Here is an 18861-nt window from a genome sequence, read left to right as displayed (position 1 = left end):
GTGTACCCCGCTCGAGATACAGCTGGAGAGCCCGGTCTTGGTATATATTGGCGGCGCCAAATAGGCTTATGTAGGCCTAAATCCAGCTGAAGACATTCACAGCTGCGGGTAGGATGTCTGCGTCTTCCTCTGTGTCCACATCTTCCACGACTACTTCAAGTGCAGATTCTGGTTGCGCTGAGGTTTCGCTTACCCGCTCACCTTCTGTGCGGATTTCCTCACCCAAATCTGCCAGGTCCTCTACCACGGGAAAGTGTGCCACCTCTTGTGCTTGCTCTTCCTCATCGCTGTTGTTATTACTAGCAGGTATCGTAGCTTCAGAGTCCATGACAGGCTGTACTGCTGCAGGGTTATTCATGCTTTCTGGAAGCTGGTCCTGTGCGGTTGTGACGTGCGGCTGGTCGGCTTCCAGTGCCTGTTGCGTATACGCAGTCTCATTGGAATTTTCAGTTTCAGTTGGAGCTGAAACTTCTATGATAGGGGCGTCAACGACTTCCCGCTGTGATGTCGCTATTTCCACCACACCTTCATCCCCATCAAAATTTTCGTCTGTAGCGTCATCAACGTCATCAACAGCTTCTCCACGCTGCTGCATAGGTGCCCCGTCAGCGCTTTGTGTGGTATTTTTTGCCAGTTGTAGCTGGCCACCATCTATAACAACGGAGCCTGCATATTTTGAGCCCTCTTCCGGTGGCAACAGTTGGCCGTCACATCCTAATAGTTCCAACAATGGAGGAATGTCAAAAGCTATGCTTGCTGTCCTTTGGTCGAAATTTATTGTAAGCTCATGAGCGTGAGTTCCCATAAAACTGGCTACAGTGGAACCGTCTCCCCTGACAAAAACTACCTCACTGTGTCTGGGAGAGTCTGCAATGTGGGAGTAAACTTGCAGATCTTTGCCATGTATGGAAAAGTCATCACTAGAAATTGACACATGGTCATGTGCATTTATATCTGAAAAAGTCACAACAGCCGTGCTTCCATTAAGCGCGTCGTATACGTAATCGAACATTGTGGTACCTTAAATATTGAATGGGTGTTAGTGTTTGCGCAATTGCTTTGGTGGCATGCCACTAGAACAGTTTCTAAGCCGGGGCACTGCTACCACTGCAAATCTTCATCTTCATCGAAAAAGTCATAATCTGCCATTGTGTATACCTGTACTTGGACCTCAGGGTACATTTGGCTCATAACTGGAAGGGCTTGCAGGGGATTGATTGAGAAATGCGCCTCAAGCGATTTCTTGTCTGAGGCTATATTTAACTCGATGCCTGTCAGCGCGGAGTTATATATATCAGCTGTTACTTCGCTGTTTCTGCCCAGCACCACGTGGCTTTTGCAATAACTCATGGGCTCTTGCGCAGGTGCGTTGCAGTACTGTAGCGGGCTATGGCCAGCGAAAATATCACCATTAGTGACAACCACATGTCCGTCACTAACCGAGAAATTGCGAGACAAATCAGCGTCATCTATGCGAAACGCTAGATCGTAAGTATTGTCGAAATCAAACATAATACGTTGGCCTTTAATCTGTTAAAACCGCGGGGATTCTAGATAGGAGGAATTAAGCTTGAGTTAACAACGCTTTTTCGCGCACAACGCAACTTTGCCTGGCAGGGATAGCATCACTCACTATGATGAAGATGCATGTCCCATTCAACTGCTGACACACGATTGCATGCTTGCCTGTATTGTGTTACAAGTGACGCGGACGGATGGCCGAGCGGTTGAAGGCACCAGTCTTGAAAACTGACGTACGTTAGCGCGTACCGTGGGTTCGAATCCCACTCCGTCCGTTTGTGCACCACTTCTGCTGGCTTGGAGGCGTAGTTTGACGGACCCTTTTGGATTTAGTTCCGGCAGTGTGCTACATTTCATAGGCATTGGGGGCATTGGGATGAGTGCATTGGCAATGGCCGCCCATGACTGTGGTTACACAGTGCAGGGGAGCGATACATCCACATCCCTGATGGTTCAAACCCTGTTAGACAGGGGCATCCAAGTAATGCCGGACCACAGGACAGACAACGCGCATAATGCAGACGTCGTGATATATTCTAACGCAATCAAGAGCAACAACGTCGAGTTACAGTCTGCAATTGCTGCGGGTAAGCTTGTTTTACGAAGAACGGAGCTGCTGTCCAAGGCGCTGGGTGCAAAGCGTACTATAGTTGTCTCTGGCTCGCACGGGAAAACCTCAACAACCGGCATGCTTGCATCTATAATGGAACATGCTGGAATGGACCCTACAGTCTTTATCGGTGGGGTCGCCCTTAGCTATGGTAATAACTACAAGATGGGCACTGGAGAGTGGGCCGTAGTTGAGGGCGATGAATCAGACGCCGGTTTTACTGAGCTGCCCTGTGAGATAGCTGTGGTTACAAATCTTGAGTGGGAGCATCCGGACAGGTATTCATGCTTAGAGGCCCTAGAAAGGGTGTTTTCAAATTTCCTTTGCAACGTAAAAGTTGGTGGAGCCGCTGTTATACCGAGCAGGCCGTCTTTCATGCTGGGCAATAGTGTGAGATGCAGCAAAATTACCTATGGTCTTGAAGGTGGTGAGCTACTAGTTTCCAATACCACGTATATGGGTAACGCCACAGTGTTTGACATAGTAGGACTGAATGGGGCAGAGGTTTGTCGTGGTGTGCAGCTGCCGGTGCTGGGGTACCACAACGTGGAAAATGCGCTCGCAGCGGCCGCGGTAGCTAAGCATATTGGTATCGGTTGTAGCCACATAAAGGCTGGTCTAGAAGGCTTCATGGGTGTTAGCAGAAGATTTGAAATTATCGCCAATGTTAGGGGAGTTACATTCGTTGATGACTATGCACATCACCCCACTGAAATAGAAGCCTCGAGAAACGCGGCTAAAATATTCGCAACCAGCGGGCGAGTGATCGGCATATTGCAGCCGCACCGATTCACCAGAGTTCAGCACTTTTTCAAAGACTTTGCAAGCGCGATCTCCAAGTTTGATTATCTGATTTTAACTGACGTATACCCTGCCGGCGAGGAGGTAATATCTGGCTGTGAGAGCCAGGATATTGTGCGCGAGGTGAAAAGCCTTGGATTCGATCAAGTTGTACATGCGAGCACACCCGATACAATCGCAAATATTGTCGCTTCCGTTGCAGGGCCGGGAGATGTAGTGGTGGCAATGGGGGCCGGTAGCATAACAAGCATGATACGCTCTATTTCCAACGCGTATATGGCTCAGCGCAGTGTGCGCTGCTAACACGCAAAACCGTGCTAGCTCGGCCACCCTTCCACTGGCTATTTCTACCGCACTAGCCCTATGATTTTTTTGATCTCTGCAATGTGCCTGCCGGCTAACACCCTAGCCGCACCATTTCCCGCGTTTATTATTTTGTCCATGTAGGCAGCATCGCGCACCAGCTCTCTTATTCTCTCTCTTATGGGTGAGATGGTTTGCACCAATAAGCCCGCCAACGCCTCTTTGAATTCTTTAGTCCCACTAGCCGCAAACTCATTGCACACTTCTGCTTTGGTCATTCCAGAAAGTACAGCAAATATATTGACCAAGTTGTGCATTTCTGGCCTCTCATCCAGACCTTCTAACGATAGGCCGCGTATGCTGTCCGTTGTGGCACGCATGATTTTCTGAACTATGCTATCATCGTCATCATCAAGGTTGATGCGCGCGGCATCAGACGCATCAGATTTGCTCATCTTCTTCCTGCCGTCTCGCAGGCTCATAATTCTTGCTGAATTATCAAGGCTAAGCGGCTTTGGAACGGGAAAATAGTCTACCTGGTGCGTTGCGTTGAACGCCCTAGCGATATCTTGGGTGAGCTCGATATGCTGCATTTGGTCATCGCCCACGGGTACTAAGTCTGCCTTGTATAATAGTATGTCAGCTGCCATGAGTACTGGATACCCGTACAGCCCCATGTTCGGTGTACTGCCACTCCGGCTCTTATCCTTGAATTGCGTCATGCGATTAAGCCACCCCATAGGGGTTACGCATCCGAGTATCCAGCAAAGCTCGGAATGCTCGGGTACCGAAGATTGCACAAACAGTACAGACTTTTCCGGATCAATGCCGCATGCTATATACGTGGCTAGCAAGCTAACTGATCGAGAGTGCAGCACAGTTGCGGGCACGTTCCCTGCAGTAAGCGCGTGAAGATCTACTACACAGAAAAGACATTGGTCAGAACCTTGTAATTCCACCCACCTGCGTATTGCGCCCAGATAGTTGCCTAAGTGCGGTACACCACCACTAGGTTGGATACCAGAAAATATCACCCCTGCTCGCTCGACGTTTTTGATACTATAACCAGCGCTGGGCGCAAGACTTTTGTCTGAATTATATACCCAGCCTGTATAACTTCTAAAACTGTACCGGCAGGCTTACTATCATCAACAGCCTGGGTTACTGCTTTGTGAAACCTGGGATCAAACTGCTCACCCAAGGGGGAGACTCTCGACACACCATGGCCGCCCAGCGTACTTATGAGACTGTCCCACGTCATCTTCACGCCGGCATGCACGTTGTCATCATCACTGAGGTTTTTCAAAGACGCTTCCAAATTGTCACAGGAGGCGATTAAGTCGCGCACAAATTCAGATATGGAAAGCGTTCTTGCCTCCTCCACCTCTTTTTGAACCAAGCGTTTAAGGTTCTTGCTATCCGCAACTGCTAGGCGCAACTGGTTGCGCAAGTGCTCAACCTCGGTTCTAAGCTTTTCTAGTTCTAAAGAATCAGCAGCCACCCTCTGCTGTACTTTGCCGCCTACGCCGGCTGCAAACTTCCCTGCAGGGCCTTGCTTTCTTCCTGCAGTCGGGTCGGGTGCGCCCTTTGGGGGTGCTCCATCACCCGACCCGGCCGGTGCGACGCCCTCTTGCTGCTGTTTGGGATCAACGTGTCTCTCTTCAGCCATAGCTCAAAAACTTTTACACACGAACCTTAGGAGTATATAGTAATTTTGTGTGTATATTTCAAGAGTAAAAGCAACGCTCAATGTTCGACGACGAGAGATTCATGTCCATTGCGCTCAGGCTCGCGCGCAGGGGGCTGGGCAACACATATCCAAACCCAACTGTAGGGTGTGTTGTGACCAACAGTACCGGCAGTATTGTGGGTAGGGGATGGACAGCCATGGGAGGTAGGCCCCACGCTGAGGTTGTGGCTCTAAGACGGGCAGGGGAGGCAGCAGCTGGGTCTACTGTATACGTTACGCTAGAGCCGTGTTGCCACCACGGGCAAACTGGGCCGTGCACTACTGCGCTCATCAGTGCGGGAGTACGTAGGGTTGTAATAGCTGCGCTCGACCCCGACAAGCGTGTGTCTGGCAAGGGAGCTAGGTTTCTTGCGGATTCGGGCGTGGAAGTCAAGCTTGGGGTGCTGCAGCAACAGGCTGAGGAACTGAATGTGGGATTCTTTTACAGTAAGACCAAAAAGAGGCCGTTCATCACGGTAAAGCTGGCAACCACACTTGACGGCAAAATTTCCCCTCCTAGTGATGGTGATCGGTGGATTACCAATGAGCTTACGAGAAGGTGGGTGCACAAGCAGAGGACTATGCACGATGGGATCATGGTGGGCAGCAATACCGTGATTGTCGATGACCCCATGCTGGATTGCAGACTTCCAGGCCTGGAAAAGTGCTCCCCAATCAGGATAGTAATAGACCGCTCTGGCAAATTATGTTCACATCATAAGGTTGTTGCGACGTCCGATGTGGTACCAACATATATTGCTACGGATAACGATAACCACGAAGCACTGCGCGCAGTGCGATACCTCAGAATACGTGAAAGGGGTGACTTCCTCGTGGAAACCATGAATACGCTTGCAGAGGAATTAGGAATAACCAGATTGTTTGTCGAAGGCGGAGGCGTGCTAGTCACCGAGCTGCTTAAAAGAAGGTTGGTGGATCAGTTCATGTGGTGCAGAGCCAATAAGATTAGCGGAAGCCAAGGAGTTGAATCTATATTGAATCTTGATGGGCTTCCGGCTGGGCACTGCCACTTCTCCAGAGTAAAAACTCTAACATTTATGGAAGACACCGTAGACATTTTTCAAGTCTTGTTTGCCAGCGAATGCAGCAGCGCCGCCGCACCTGCTTAGGCATCTTGCAGAGATAATGCACACATGCGGGTGCAGGGTAAGTTGCTGGGTTGCGCGTTAAGCTCACTGTTGTAATGGCCTGCAAGTTATAAGCAGCGCAGCCAGGTTATAGAGCTCTGCATGCTAGCAGATTCCGGTAAATGAAAGTGAGGACGCAACCAGGTGTGATGCCAGCTCATTTGTAGGTTGTGCTGGAGATGCACAAAAGCTAGGGTCTGAAAGCCGCTTCATACCCCTTGTGCGCTACTTTCGCGACAACAATTCTTGCGACTAAGCTATGACACAACACTGCTGCCCGGAAAAAGTGTAGTGGCGGCCGACGCCGATCTGCGCATCAACCCACACTGTTTTATCTGTAGGATGCTTTGCACGAAAGACGTAAACAACGGGTGTGGCGCAAACGGACTGGATTTAAATTCTGGGTGAAATTGCACACCCAAAAACCATGGATGCGACTGCAGTTCCAGCACCTCCATTAACCCGTGCGGGTCTGACGTGCCGGTGAAGGACAATCCATGCTCTTCCAAGACATTCTTGTACCGGGGGTTGATGCAGTAACGGTGTCTGCATCGTTCGTTGATTACCGTACTACTGTATATGGATGCAGTTTTAGAATCTGTGCTCAGATGGCATGTGTATGACCCTAACCTCATACTACCACCCAAAAGATATTCTCCCTCACCTTTTTGCAGCCATGGCAACTCGACAACAACTGGGTTTTTGCAGGTCTGATCGAATTCTGTGGAATTGGCATCTTCAAGCTTTGCAACATTAAGCGCAAATTCTATGGCGGCAAGCTGCATTCCCATACATATCCCCAACATAGGGATGCCATTGGTGCGGGCGTAACCTATTGCGAGGACTTTTCCATCTACTCCATCGTCACCAAACCCTCCAGGAACGAGTACGCCATCCACATCATGCAAGTCGGACTCCCTTACCGGTAGACGGGAATCCACCCACTTTACTTGTACCTTGATCCCACTATGCATGCCTGCATGGTCCAGTGCTTCTGTGAGTGACGTGTAGGCGTCTAGGAATTTTGTGTACTTGCCTATAATTGCTACAGTCACCACATTCCGTGCATTGTTGATCATCCTGAGTACATTTTCCCACTTGGTTAGGTCAGGGTCTGGGGCGCTCATCCCAAAGTGATTGAGTATCTGTGTGTCGAGCTTATGTGCATGATACACTACGGGTAACTTGTACATGCTTTCTACGTCAAGCGCAGGAATTACGTTATCCGCAGAAACGTTACAGAAGTTTGCTATTTTTGCACTCTGGTATTGCGGCAGGGGTGCTGCGCTGCGGTACAGTATTATATCTGGTTGTATTCCCAAAGAGCTCAACTCCTTAACCGAGTGTTGCGTGGGCTTGGTTTTCAACTCTCCAGCAGAACCTACGCAGGGTACCAGAGTGAGGTGTACAAAGATTGTGAAGTTTTTACTCAGTCTGTAGCTTACCTGGCGTATGGACTCAAGAAACGGTTGGCTTTCAATATCACCAACAGTACCGCCTATTTCACAAATTATGAAGTCAGCGCCATTGTCATTGCTCAGGATGAAGGAGATTATAAGGTCTGTTACGTGGGGAATCACCTGCACAGTGTGGCCCAAATAGTCTCCACGCCTCTCCTTGACAAGCAACTGCTGATATATCCTCCCAGCGGTTACGTTATCTTCCCTTGTGGTGTTGACTCCAGTAAACCGCTCATAGTTTCCCAGATCTAGATCGGTCTCGCCACCATCATCAGTGACGAAAACCTCCCCGTGCTGTGCGGGACTCATAGTACCCGGATCCACATTTAGGTACGGATCCAGCTTCCTAAGACGTACTCGAAAACCGCGGGCCTGAAGCAGCGCACCTATAGAAGCTGCTGCCAGCCCCTTCCCCAGCGAGGACACAACACCGCCCGTGACGAATATGAAGCGCGCGCTACACCTGTCCCTTATTGACATAAATTCCCAAGCTCACTCGAAAGGGACCTCACTGCCGTTGGACTCCTGCCCAGGTACTGCCCCAGTCTTACTAACAACAGAAACCTCTCGAACACGTCTTGCGTTAGTACCCACAAGCAACACGGTGTTGACTATGAAGGCAGCAGCCACGACTGCAGTAAGCTTGGCTATAAAACTAGAGGAGGAACTCTTACCAAACATTGAGCCAAGGTTACACTGAGGACCACCGAACCCCCCCAGGGTATCAGACTCAGGAGACTGCAGTAACACCAGCAAAACCAGCAGAAACGCCAGGAACACTTGCGCGGCTGTCAAAAACATAAGGCAAGAGACAAACGACACTTAGGGAAGCTATACTATTTGTGTACTTGAGTCAAGAAATTGTTCTGTGGCGCGCCATGATTGCGGCATACTCCGCTCAACTCCCATGCAGCCCACCATGCGTTAAGTTATGCTCGGACAGCCGAACTTATACATGTACACTGCGTTAATTGCACTGCGCGCACGTCGGGGTTGCTTATCTCTTGTTGGTTGACACAGTTGACATTGGGGTTTTTAAACTTAACATCCGTGTATGCGGTTTGTCGGAGCCAGATGAAGATAAAGCTGAGTAGGAGACGCAAACTTGTCCTGGTTTTGGCGGTCGGGCTTGTGATGTGGTTGCTGCACTACTATAGAACGCGTGAAGGTGTGCGCATGCTATCCGCAGAAGAACGCAGGGAGATAGTGCTGGAGCTACATGGATGACAAGCGCTGCCTGGACGTGTTTCTTGAGTCTCTATTGTCGGGTAGATGCGTCTCTCCAAACACCAGCAGTAGTTACAGGTCTGACCTGGAAGACTTAGCTGAGTTTTTGGGCAGGCGCAACCTCAGAATGGTAGATGCCAGCGCTGCAGACTTGCGCAAATATATCAGGAGCCTCAACAGTAGGGGCTACAGCCCTGCAACTGTGTCCAGAAGGATTTCCGCGATCAGGGGGTTGTACGGCTTTTTGTACGGCGACCGGATAATTGATGGGGACCCTGCAGCTAATTTGGACTCCTGTAAACTTGGGCGCCCCTTGCCCAAGGTGTTAGACGTAGGCGAAGTAGACAAGTTGCTTCGTACGGCCGGAGCTGACCTTTCCGTAGAAGGGAGGAGAACTGCAGCCATAGTTAATGTACTATACTCCTCAGGTGTTAGAATCTCGGAGCTTATAAATCTGGGTTTTTATGACATAGAATCAATGTTAAGGGAGCAGCACTCAGATGTAGGACACTTGGTAATCAAGGGGAAAGCCGGCAGGGAGCGTCTAGTTTTGTTGAACGAGGTTGCAATAGCCAGTGTGGTTGCATATCTTGCGGTCAGGAAGCGCTTTATTGTAGGACGGAAATCAGAGTCTAAGTGGCTATTTCCTGGGGCAAAATTCGACCAGTGCATTAGTAGACAAAGAGTGGGACAGTTGCTAAAAGCGCTCGCAATCGCTGCGGGAGTTGACCCGAAGCGGGTTTCACCACACAAACTAAGGCATTCGTTTGCTACACATTTGCTGAATAACGGATCTAATGTAGTATTCATTCAGAAAATGCTGGGCCATGCGAGTTTGTCTACTACCCAAATCTACACTTATGTTGCAAATGACAGGCTAAAGGAAGCCCTGAAAACGTTCCACCCGTTTGCAACCAATCCTCCAAAATAGGGGCTTCGTCTTTTGTTAATGCGAGGAGCATGCAATTTCCCCGAATGGAGCTTGCCAGAGCGCTGGTATGGCTTGGCAGATTATCCGCAGTATCTTGTCGCGGTCACTGCCAGAGTGCTCTGCCGTAATGTGCGGCTGGCGGCGTGAGATTTTGTGTTTCTATAGCTCAGTTAGCATTCCACCATTTAGAGAGAGTACGCGGTCGGTCTTTTTGGCCAGATTATGATCATGAGTTGCAACAAGCCCGGCAAGGTTCTTTGCTTTTACGTGTTTGTGCAGTACAGAAAACACAGCTCTGGACATTTGCGGATCTAGGCTGCCAGTGGGCTCATCCGCGAGCATTATAGCGGGAGAATTCACAATTCCCCTTGCCACCGCAACTCTTTGCCTTTCGCCACCAGACAGCTCTGAAATTTGGCATTCAGCCTTGTCTTGCAGCCCAACTTCCGCTAGTATCGCGATTGCGGCATCTTCTGCAACACTTCTGCTGTGGCCGAGAATTCTCTGGGGCAGCATTACGTTTTCTAGAACTGAAAACTCCTGCAGTAAGTGATGAAACTGATACACAAACCCCATACACTTTCTGCGCATAATGGTTCTTGTTCTGTCACTTGCTGGGGTGCACACAGTTCCATCTACCACCACAATTCCGGAAGTGGGTGCCTCAAGCAGGCTTGCTATGTGCAGCAGTGTACTCTTACCTGAGCCGGAACTTCCAATTAAGGCTACAAACTCCCCGCGTTTTATTTTTAGGTTTACATTTGAGAGAACGCACGTGCTATTATTCCGCCCATAGTATTTACTAACGTCAATGATTTCTAACATCACAGTCACGGAAAAACCAGAATAGCCACGCAGGTGGTCAGTATACTTGTTATGGCTGTTGTAGCAACTGCCACGGATGAATCTGGTCTAGCTTATACGTGAAACTGGAAAAGCGCGCTGTACGTACTGTGTTTGAGCTGTTGTATATATTAAGTTATGAGCGACTACCGATACTTGTAGATGTCTGATATTTAAAAAGTTGCTAGGGGGAGTAGCGAGGTGTATATCCTATCCGTTCAGTGGTTAACGAGCGGTTTTTATGGGTGATTTTTCAGAAAGAGACAGGGAGGCGCTCGAGTTTCACTGCAAAAGAAGGCCGGGTAAGGTTTCCTTGTTACCGACCAAACCTCTCATGACGCAGGGCGATCTCTCGCTGGCATATTCCCCGGGTGTTGCTGCGCCATGTCTTAGAATAGCCTCCGATCCTGACACAGTGTATGACTACACTGCCAGGGGTAATTATGTCGCCGTCATTTCCAATGGTACTGCGGTTTTGGGGTTGGGGAACATAGGCCCCCTTGCGTCCAAGCCAGTTATGGAAGGTAAAGCGGTTTTGTTCAAGCGCTTTGCTGATATCGATGCTGTGGATATAGAGGTTGACACAGAAGATGTAGAGGAGTTCATAAATGCCGTTAAGCATCTAGGCCTCAGTTGGGGCGGCATAAATTTGGAAGATATACGCGCGCCTGAGTGTTTCGTAATCGAAAAGCGCCTGGGTGAATTGATGGATATTCCCGTGTTTCACGATGACCAGCACGGTACTGCCATTATAACACTTGCCGGAATCATAAACGCACTCGACATTACCGGAAGAAATCTAAAGAACGTCAAGATAGTCGTGAATGGCGCAGGTGCTGCGGGCATAGCATGCGTCGAAATGCTAAAGTTTGTGGGCATCCCCAACGATAGCATAGTGCTGTGCGACCAGCACGGGGTGATGCACAAAGGGCGGCAGCTTGGAATGAATGAGTGGAAGCTCAAGCATACGATTGAGACCAAGGAGAGAGATTTGAAAGACGCCATGAAGGGGGCGGATATATTCATCGGGCTATCCGTGCGCGATGTTGTGAGTAAGGAGATGCTTCTCTCCATGAACAAAAACCCAATAATTTTCGCACTGGCGAACCCGTATCCGGAAGTAAACCCAGAGCTTGCTCGAGAAGTGCGTCCAGATGCCATAATAGCCACTGGCCGCTCAGATTACAGCAACCAAATCAACAATGTAATGGGCTTTCCATACATATTTCGTGGGGCTTTAGATGTTCGGGCAAAGTCTGTAAACAATGAGATGAAACTAGCTGCAGCTGAGGCTCTGGCTATGTTGGCAAGAGAAGTGGTCAGCGATGAGGTTCTGGAGGCCTACGGTGGGCGCGGAATGGGCTACGGCAAGGATTACATAATCCCAACTCCATTTGACCCCAGATTGCTGTCTGTTGTATCTCCCGCAGTTGCAAAGGCTGCTATAAACTCTGGAGTTGCGAGGAGAAAAATTGATGATTGGGATCGCTACGCCCTGGAACTGAACTCCAGAATTTCGCCCACCTCCAATATTTTGAACCTCATGTACGGCTCGGTAAAGAGCTCTCCACAGCGCGTTATCTTCCCCGAGGGGGAGGAAGTGCGGGTTATTAAGGCCGCGCTGCAGTGGCATGGGCAAGGCTATGGCACACCCATACTGGTAGGTAGGGTTGACAAGATCAAAGAAAGCCTTGACCTGATAGGGGTAGATTCCCTCAAGGACATCACCATAGCAAATGCCGCAATTTCCTCACGCAACGATGTATACATAGACTACCTATACAGTAGGCTCCAGCGCATGGGACGCTTGCACCGTAGTTGCGTTAGAGATGTGAAGACAGACAGAAACGTTTTCGCGGCATGTATGCTGGCATGTGGCGATGGAGACACATTAGTGACTGGTATAACGCGTGGGTACAGTGAGTCACTCTCAGACATACGCAAGGTGATCGATGCACGTGGTGAGGTTTTTGGCCTGTCTGTTGTAGTAATGGAGGAGCGCACGCTGTTTATCGCTGATACTGCCATAAATGAACTTCCCACCGCACAACAGCTGGCTGATATAGCAATTAAATCCGCTGCAGCCGCGCGGCGTATGGGGCATGAGCCTAGGGTTGCTTTTGTCTCATTCTCAAATTTTGGCAGTCATTCCCAGAAAGAATCTGATCGGGTGAGGCAGTGCATGGACATTGTTGCAAGTCGTAACGTGGATTTTGAGTATGATGGTGAGATGTCGGTGGATGTTGCACTGAAGCCCGAATCGCTGTCTTTGTACCCTTTTTGTAAGTTGAGCAAACCTGCAAATGTTTTGATAATGCCCAGCCTATATAGCGCGAGCATATCTTCTAAATTGTTGCGGGAAGTAGGGGGGACAACTGTTGTTGGGCCGATTCTCATGGGTATGGAAAAACCAGTGCAGATCGTTCAGATGACCGCTTCAGTGTCGGAGATTCTAAACCTTGCAGTTCTTGCCACGCTTTCCCACCCCATTTAGCCGAATTTCCAGTGGTGTTATGCACTTGCAACGGGCTAAACTACGGCCGCACGCGTGTTTTGCGGCCTTGCTTGCGTAGGAGGGTGCGCTATATTCCAGTAATGGCGCTGTTATTATAACGCCTCAAAACAAGCGGGGTAGCTTTTACTAGGACCTTTATATATTCTTAAGCTGTTTGGTGAATATAAGTGGGTGATGCTTTCGGTATACCGATGAAGTTTTTGGGGCGCTTGTGTTGTTGTGTTCTACTTCTGTTTGCAGCCCTGGTGTTTGTACCCTACTTAATAGATTGGAATGCCCACTATGGTGAGTACGTTTTCAAACAACTGGGCGCGGCTACCGGCAGCAGCGGTGCGGTAGTCAAGGCTATAGGGAATATTGAAGGCAGGTTGTTGCTTCCAAGGCTTACGGTTCGCAACCTATATGTGGAGTGCAGTGAAGATGCTGCTGGGTGTGCAGGCACGCTTTCGGTCGACCGCCTAGAGCTCAGTCTTGACCCGCTGTCGATGCTTATGGGCGCGCCGAAGGTACGTACAATTAGTCTGTACGGGTTGCGCACCAGCGTTGGGGGAGTCACCGGTATGGTTGGCTCACAGACTAAAAATGGCCTTGGCCAAGTGCAGATTTTTGACTCGGTAATTGTGATGGGTGGGGCCGTTGGTGCTTCCGCCTCCGTCTATAACGCGATACACGTGAAGAGTGCAACGGTAAGATCTGACAGCAATAAATTGCTCAGTGATGCTGTGCTCAAAATTGGTGGCACTAAATACCTTCTATCTTCGAAGTTAGAGCGTGGTGCAGCAGGTAGCGCAGTTAGGGTGGAATTGAATTCCCCAAACACCAGCATGATACTGGTCGGCAATGGCGCCGCGCAAGACCTGTTCGATGACTTTGATGCCAAACTTGAAATCAAAACGGGAAACCTAGTGGAGCTGGCACAAACTGTTGCAGTAGTTACAAATTACAGGGTCCTAAGTTCTGTGGCCTCCACCGAGGAGATGGCACTGTCTGCAAGTATCAAAGCTGCAAAGGGCAGTGGGTTTGAGGTAAAGAACCTCAGTATGCAGAGTAAAAACATTTCTGGATCTCTGGAGCTGGCGTGCACTCATGCTCCATTTTGTACCGCGTCGCTAAATTTTTCCTTGGTTGACCTGGATGCCTTATTTCCAGAAGGTCTGGGCACAGAACAGGATGCTTACTACGCGGATTTTCAAAGTTCGGAGCGCTTTTCCTTGGTGCCGTCATGGTTGGACGCTACAGTTGGGCTGGACGTGAAAGAAATAAACTACAGAGGTGGCGTATCAAGGAATCTTGTGGCTGTAGCTTCAGTGAGACAAGGCAGGATTGCAGTCGATCGACTGTTGCTTGATCTGCCGGGTAAAAACAACCACCTGAGTGTCAGTGGGGTAACTTCAGAAGACGCCAGCAGTATTGTGCCTAGGTTCGTTGGCACACTAAGTGCGCAGGGGGACGATGCCGATACGATTGTATCTTGGTTACTACCACTACGTGCAGATGCACACAGAACGCAGGGCAAGAAGTTTGCTCTCACAGGCAGTTTGTATGTGGCGCCTCGAGTTTTCTCCCTTCTGGGAGCAAGAATGTATGCTGGCAATACCCGCGCATATGGGAATGTTAAATACAAATATGGCAAAAGGGGTGGTGAAGTTATAGGCGATGTAACCGTGAGCAATTTTAGTGTTGGCGGTTACAGATTTGCTGAAAACTTTGACGTCAAGCATGATGTAATGGACTTTACATGGCTGCGCAGCGTAAGTTGTCCGGTGAAGCTTGCAGTGAAATTGCAGGATTTTGCAGTGAGCTCCGGGCTCGTCAAGGAGTTGAGCTTTCTAGCAAACCTCTCCCAGCACAAAGTGAGTATCGAGAAGATAAGCATGCGCGCCGTTGATGGGTATGACGGTTTGTCTGATTTGGAAGGACGTGCAAGCGTGGCTCTTAGCAGCCGCGGCATGCGCCCAAAAGTGTTTGTGAGCCTAAAAAGCGCCAGGTACAGCGACGCATTTCTGCGGCTTCCCAAGTTTGTGGAGCAAGTAGCGGAGGCACCCACCAATGCCGCGAGTAGCTCTCACAGAGGAGAAAAATCGGATAAGTTTTTATGGTCAAGCAGGCCTATAGATCTTGCCAGTTTTGAAGGCTTGGATGGCAGCATTGAAATACACGTCAAGGAGTTGTTTTTCGGCGGCCGTGTGTTTTCAGATTTTACGTGGCTTTCTACCCTGAAAGAGGGGGTAATGTCTATGGACAAGCTACATTTCACCCAGGGAAAGAAAGGCGTGGTGGATATAAGTGGTAATATCGGCATGGGAGAGGTTTCTTCTTTGTCTTTGGTAGTTTCCGCCTCCGACGTTTCAATTGGAGCTGTAGACCCTAAAAGCGACCAGTCAAAAGGGGGAGCAAAGGTAAGCGGGCATGTTAGCATAAGCGGCAGTATTCAAACACAGGGAAGGAGCATGCTTGAGCTGGCAAATGCACTAAAGGGCAAGATAAAATTTGCGGCTAGGGGATTGGATATTGGTGGCGTAGACTTGAACGGGTTTATTGAGGATTTGTTTATGGCCGAGAGCAAGTCTGAGATTGCCTCTCTCGCGCGCGTACATTTGTACAGGGGTAGTACACTATTTGAAACTCTAGACGGGGAGTCCCAGATAGACAGAGGCTCTCTTACTTCATCTCTGCAATTCAAAATAGGTAATGCTGCAGGGTCCGCGTCAGTTAACTTTTCGGTCCCACAACTCGCTGTCATTGCCCTGTTCAGATTCTTCTTCATTCCTCCGGAGAGCGAGTCTCCCGTACATATGGATATGCACCTGCAAGGATATGTATGGCAGCCCAACCCTACGTTTGATATTGACAGCCTGTACGAAATTGTCAGGAATAGCAGATAGCGGTCCCCCATAATTCTTTGTTATACCTAGGTGGGAGTGGTCACTTACGGGAAAGGGGAGCCGTGCAGGGCTCGCTCGCAACGCTGTGGTGGTCTGGGTAAGTAATGCTGCAGGTCGTGATTGTCGCCACCACGCGGTTTTTCAAAGTATGTATTGTAAATTTCACGCTTTTGGTATAAGGATGCAGAATGCCGCTTGGGTGAAAGGAAAAACGCGTGATTTGTGCTTTAAAAGAGCATCTGGTTATTTTGCAGGTGATTATACCGCTGCTGTCGGCTATTGTATGTTCTTTGCTGCGCAATAAGGTCACATGGGTGCAAGCAATATCCTGCGGAGCGGTTGCTTTGTCCTTTTTTACAGCCCTAGCGCTGTTCGTTCAGATTAGCAATAGTGGCCCAGTTGTATACCAAGTGGGTGGGTGGGGTCCCCCCTATGGGATAGAGCTGCGGGTTGATTTGCTTAGCGCTACCATGCTGCTCTTGGTCGGATTTATCGGCATCATGAGTGTGATCTACGGCGTATACCCCAGCCGTAGGGAACTTCCTGCAAACATGGTCCCAAGGTTCTATGCCGCGTTCCTGCTAGCATTCGGAGGTATGCTGGGAATACTGGTCTCGCATGACGTGTTCAATGTTTACGTGTTCTTGGAAGTTGCATCCATATCTTCTTACGTTTTGGTTGCTGTGGGTAACGACAAACGCGCAGTTTCCTCTGCATTTGAGTATTTAATCATGGGCACGGTAGGCGCAACGTTTTATCTAATAGGAATTGGGTTTCTATACGCCGCCACCGGCACACTGAATATGGGAGACATGTTTACAATATTGCAAGATATTCCAGTAAACAGAGCTGTGCAGGCGGGGGTTTTATGTGTAATTCTGGGCTTGGTCGTGAAGGCTGCGCTATTCCCGTTTCACGGCTGGATGATAAAAGCTTATTCTACCTCACCTGCATTTGTTGCTGTATTTTTGTCTGGTACGGCCACGAAAGTGATGGTGTACCTAATCATAAGAGTAGTACACAACGTCTTCGGTCCCCGGCTAGTGTTCACTGAGCTACCTTTTGGCACCGCTCTGTTAACCCTAGCCGCGATTGCTACGGCACTCACCTCTGTGATTGCAGCTTTAAGCAGAGATATGCGAGATGTGCTTGCATACTCAAGCGCCTCTAATATTGGTTGTATAATTCTCGCGGTTTGCATAAACACGTATTCTGGGCTTGCCGCTGCTGTAGCTTATATGGTCAACCACAGTATAGTTAAGTCTGCATTATTTATGGTTTCTGGGGGCATAGCGTATCACTTTGACAAACGCAAAGTTAGTAGTAAGTACTTGAGTCTCAGCAAGGCATTGCCGCATGTCACCTCCGCTTTTGTCCTGTTGGCGCTTAGCTTGGTTGGCATGCCACCCACTATAGGGTTTGTAGCAAAATGGCATATGCTCAGTTCATTTATGGATGCACGCGCCTTTACCGGACTGGTAGTTTTGTCGGTTGGCTCTGTATGCTCCGTGATATACACGTGGCGCGTGGTGGAGCATCTATATTTCTCTTCTCGAGTGGTAGAAAACTGTGCTAACGACATAGCCCTGAAAACGCCAAGGGCCATGACCCTTTGCATTTGGATCATGGCATTCTTCGGGTTCATAGCGGGGGCCTACCCGCTACCGCTCACATCAGTCTCTGAGCAAATAGCGGCAGATTTATTCTTTCACCCTAATAATCCGCTGTAAATATTCTAGCAGCCTACCTGCCCCTTCCCTTGTCGTGTGACACAAAAACCTGAGATACGGCATCTACCCCGATGACACTCTTCGGGAGCACAGCGGTAGCACCGTGTTCCATGTATGGTGAAAACTGTCGCTGTGGGGGCTTGGCACTACTGGTCCTTTTGAAGGTCGGGCTGGCGCTTCCCCAAGAGGCGCCGGATTTTTCTCTTAAACTCCTGTTTCGTTTCCCAACCCAAGCAGTAAACTGGTTAACCGCATAGGTCAGAAGGACGTACAGGGTTATCCCAAAAACGGCAAGAAATAATACACCTGTAAAACTGGGCATGACACATAACCACAAACAACACACAATGCAGCGGGCCCACCCGCTAAGCCTTTCATGGCATAACCACTACGGGCACATTGTACAGCATCTATGGGCTAAAGTAAATCTACATCGTCGTAGGGCACCACAGATGGCAACTATAACTTAAGACTTGCAACCAGCATCCCATCTCCCAACTCACCACCCAGCCTGGCATCACCACACTTGAAGTTCTGCACTACCTACTAACCTCAGGAACCTCCAGCACCACCAAGTCCAGCATTACCACCATCAGCACCCAAAGCTCTTGGCATTGCCACCTACTAACCTCAGGAACCTCCGGCACCACCAAGGCTGGCATTACCACCAACGCACTCTGCACTAACCTCCAGCACCCCATCTCCCAACTCTACTTGGTGCCACCAAGGCTGGCGCTAAGACTGGGCCTTACACTCAAAGTTCTTGGCACCACCTACTAACCTCAGGAACCTCATCTCCTAACTCCACTGGCACCCAATGTGGCATACCATCAACACACTTGAAGTTCTCTGCACTACCTACACCTGTATCATTCAGCCCAGCAGCGAACTTAGCCATAAGCTTACCAGCACCAAAGAATATGGCAGTAAATACAACCAGCATAACAATGGCAGGCCATGCGAGTTTACCGAATATAGCCATGATACTAGAACCTAGTATTACTCCAGTCATGATGGGTAATCCAAGTTTCTGCACAAACCCTATAACATTACATATAACCTTAGTAGCTGTATCGTCAGCAGCAGTATCAGCAGCCTGAGCAGCAGCCCCCACAGGTACACTGTGTCCTAAGGCACTTCCACTCTTCTAATACCTCA

The 18861-nt window shown here is 49.4% G+C and carries 16 protein-coding genes and 1 tRNA gene; 8 read left to right on the top strand and 9 right to left on the bottom strand.

Going from position 1 to position 18861, the window contains the following annotated elements; all coding sequences use genetic code 11:
* Nucleotides 1-76 precede the first annotated feature (76 nt).
* Nucleotides 77-1012: a hypothetical protein gene (locus AOV_RS04395; protein WP_075139348.1), complete on the bottom strand. Its 936-nt coding sequence runs from the start codon at nt 1010-1012 to the stop codon at nt 77-79.
* A gap of 89 nt (nt 1013-1101) precedes the next feature.
* Nucleotides 1102-1512, bottom strand: a complete 411-nt coding sequence (locus tag AOV_RS04390; protein ID WP_075139349.1) for a hypothetical protein — start codon at nt 1510-1512, stop codon at nt 1102-1104.
* Between the two features lie 197 nt (nt 1513-1709).
* On the opposite strand from AOV_RS04390, the gene AOV_RS04385 reads away from it, so the two are divergent.
* Together AOV_RS04385 and murC are read left to right on the top strand one after the other, a co-directional pair.
* Nucleotides 1710-1796: transfer RNA gene (locus AOV_RS04385), tRNA-Ser, on the top strand.
* Nucleotides 1772-3235, top strand: coding sequence for a UDP-N-acetylmuramate--L-alanine ligase (gene murC, locus AOV_RS04380; RefSeq protein ID WP_233497137.1), 1464 nt, complete (start codon nt 1772-1774; stop codon nt 3233-3235). The genes AOV_RS04385 and murC overlap by 25 nt, the downstream gene beginning before the upstream one ends.
* Before the next feature lie 44 nt (nt 3236-3279).
* Here the strand turns inward: murC and trpS are convergent, their stop codons facing one another.
* Nucleotides 3280-4269 carry a tryptophan--tRNA ligase gene (gene trpS, locus AOV_RS04375; protein ID WP_075139351.1) on the bottom strand — a complete coding sequence of 330 codons (990 nt, stop codon included), beginning with the start codon at nt 4267-4269 and terminating at the stop codon, nt 3280-3282.
* On the bottom strand, nt 4266-4904 hold the full coding sequence (locus AOV_RS04370; protein ID WP_075139352.1) for a nucleotide exchange factor GrpE: 639 nt from the start codon (nt 4902-4904) through the stop codon (nt 4266-4268). The genes trpS and AOV_RS04370 overlap by 4 nt, the downstream gene beginning before the upstream one ends.
* Before the next feature lie 80 nt (nt 4905-4984).
* On the opposite strand from AOV_RS04370, the gene ribD reads away from it, so the two are divergent.
* Nucleotides 4985-6094: a bifunctional diaminohydroxyphosphoribosylaminopyrimidine deaminase/5-amino-6-(5-phosphoribosylamino)uracil reductase RibD gene (gene ribD, locus AOV_RS04365; RefSeq protein ID WP_075139353.1), complete on the top strand. Its 1110-nt coding sequence runs from the start codon at nt 4985-4987 to the stop codon at nt 6092-6094.
* Nucleotides 6095-6369: 275 nt separating this feature from the next.
* Here the strand turns inward: ribD and AOV_RS04360 are convergent, their stop codons facing one another.
* Both AOV_RS04360 and secG read right to left on the bottom strand, forming a co-directional pair.
* Nucleotides 6370-8052, bottom strand: coding sequence for a CTP synthase (locus AOV_RS04360; protein WP_075139354.1), 1683 nt, complete (start codon nt 8050-8052; stop codon nt 6370-6372).
* 12 nt (nt 8053-8064) lie between these two features.
* On the bottom strand, nt 8065-8373 hold the full coding sequence (secG, locus tag AOV_RS04355) for a preprotein translocase subunit SecG (protein ID WP_075139355.1): 309 nt from the start codon (nt 8371-8373) through the stop codon (nt 8065-8067).
* Nucleotides 8374-8598: 225 nt separating this feature from the next.
* Here secG and AOV_RS05275 point away from each other — a divergent pair, with 225 nt between their 5' ends.
* On the top strand, nt 8599-8799 hold the full coding sequence (locus tag AOV_RS05275; protein WP_147314704.1) for a hypothetical protein: 201 nt from the start codon (nt 8599-8601) through the stop codon (nt 8797-8799).
* The gene (locus tag AOV_RS04350; RefSeq protein ID WP_075139356.1) at nt 8792-9730 is read left to right on the top strand and encodes a tyrosine recombinase; all 939 of its coding nucleotides are present in this window, start codon (nt 8792-8794) and stop codon (nt 9728-9730) included. The genes AOV_RS05275 and AOV_RS04350 overlap by 8 nt, the downstream gene beginning before the upstream one ends.
* Nucleotides 9731-9889: 159 nt before the next feature.
* Here AOV_RS04350 and AOV_RS04345 read toward each other — a convergent pair whose 3' ends face one another.
* Nucleotides 9890-10564, bottom strand: a complete 675-nt coding sequence (locus AOV_RS04345; protein ID WP_075139357.1) for an ABC transporter ATP-binding protein — start codon at nt 10562-10564, stop codon at nt 9890-9892.
* A 250-nt stretch (nt 10565-10814) separates the two neighbouring features.
* On the opposite strand from AOV_RS04345, the gene AOV_RS04340 reads away from it, so the two are divergent.
* The 3 genes from AOV_RS04340 to AOV_RS04330 all read left to right on the top strand — a co-directional run bounded on the left by AOV_RS04340 (nt 10815) and on the right by AOV_RS04330 (nt 17703).
* Complete coding sequence (locus AOV_RS04340) at nt 10815-13067, top strand: NADP-dependent malic enzyme (protein ID WP_075139358.1); 2253 nt, start codon at nt 10815-10817, stop codon at nt 13065-13067.
* Between the two features lie 188 nt (nt 13068-13255).
* Nucleotides 13256-15973, top strand: a complete 2718-nt coding sequence (locus AOV_RS04335) for an AsmA family protein (protein WP_075139359.1) — start codon at nt 13256-13258, stop codon at nt 15971-15973.
* A 215-nt stretch (nt 15974-16188) separates the two neighbouring features.
* On the top strand, nt 16189-17703 hold the full coding sequence (locus tag AOV_RS04330) for a proton-conducting transporter transmembrane domain-containing protein (protein WP_075139360.1): 1515 nt from the start codon (nt 16189-16191) through the stop codon (nt 17701-17703).
* A gap of 539 nt (nt 17704-18242) precedes the next feature.
* Here the strand turns inward: AOV_RS04330 and AOV_RS05510 are convergent.
* Both AOV_RS05510 and AOV_RS04320 read right to left on the bottom strand, forming a co-directional pair.
* The gene (locus tag AOV_RS05510) at nt 18243-18365 is read right to left on the bottom strand and encodes a hypothetical protein (protein ID WP_267896377.1); all 123 of its coding nucleotides are present in this window, start codon (nt 18363-18365) and stop codon (nt 18243-18245) included.
* Nucleotides 18366-18457: 92 nt separating this feature from the next.
* Nucleotides 18458-18817: a TrbC/VirB2 family protein gene (locus AOV_RS04320; protein ID WP_233497135.1), complete on the bottom strand. Its 360-nt coding sequence runs from the start codon at nt 18815-18817 to the stop codon at nt 18458-18460.
* Nucleotides 18818-18861: the final 44 nt, after the last annotated feature.

Origin of the sequence: Anaplasma ovis str. Haibei (genome assembly GCF_002214625.1) — a bacterium.
Classification (GTDB): domain Bacteria; phylum Pseudomonadota; class Alphaproteobacteria; order Rickettsiales; family Anaplasmataceae; genus Anaplasma; species Anaplasma ovis.
This window is presented reverse-complemented; position numbering and strand designations above follow the sequence as displayed.

Coding starts and splice junctions, on each gene's coding strand:
- AOV_RS04395 (WP_075139348.1), bottom strand. CDS start 1,012: ATGTTCGATTACGTATACGACGCGCTTAATGGAAGCACGGCTGTTGTG.
- AOV_RS04390 (WP_075139349.1), bottom strand. CDS start 1,512: ATGTTTGATTTCGACAATACTTACGATCTAGCGTTTCGCATAGATGAC.
- AOV_RS04370 (WP_075139352.1), bottom strand. CDS start 4,904: ATGGCTGAAGAGAGACACGTTGATCCCAAACAGCAGCAAGAGGGCGTC.
- ribD (WP_075139353.1), top strand. CDS start 4,985: ATGTTCGACGACGAGAGATTCATGTCCATTGCGCTCAGGCTCGCGCGC.
- AOV_RS04360 (WP_075139354.1), bottom strand. CDS start 8,052: ATGTCAATAAGGGACAGGTGTAGCGCGCGCTTCATATTCGTCACGGGC.
- secG (WP_075139355.1), bottom strand. CDS start 8,373: ATGTTTTTGACAGCCGCGCAAGTGTTCCTGGCGTTTCTGCTGGTTTTG.
- AOV_RS04350 (WP_075139356.1), top strand. CDS start 8,792: ATGGATGACAAGCGCTGCCTGGACGTGTTTCTTGAGTCTCTATTGTCG.
- AOV_RS04340 (WP_075139358.1), top strand. CDS start 10,815: ATGGGTGATTTTTCAGAAAGAGACAGGGAGGCGCTCGAGTTTCACTGC.
- AOV_RS05510 (WP_267896377.1), bottom strand. CDS start 18,365: ATGCCAGCCTTGGTGGTGCCGGAGGTTCCTGAGGTTAGTAGGTGGCAA.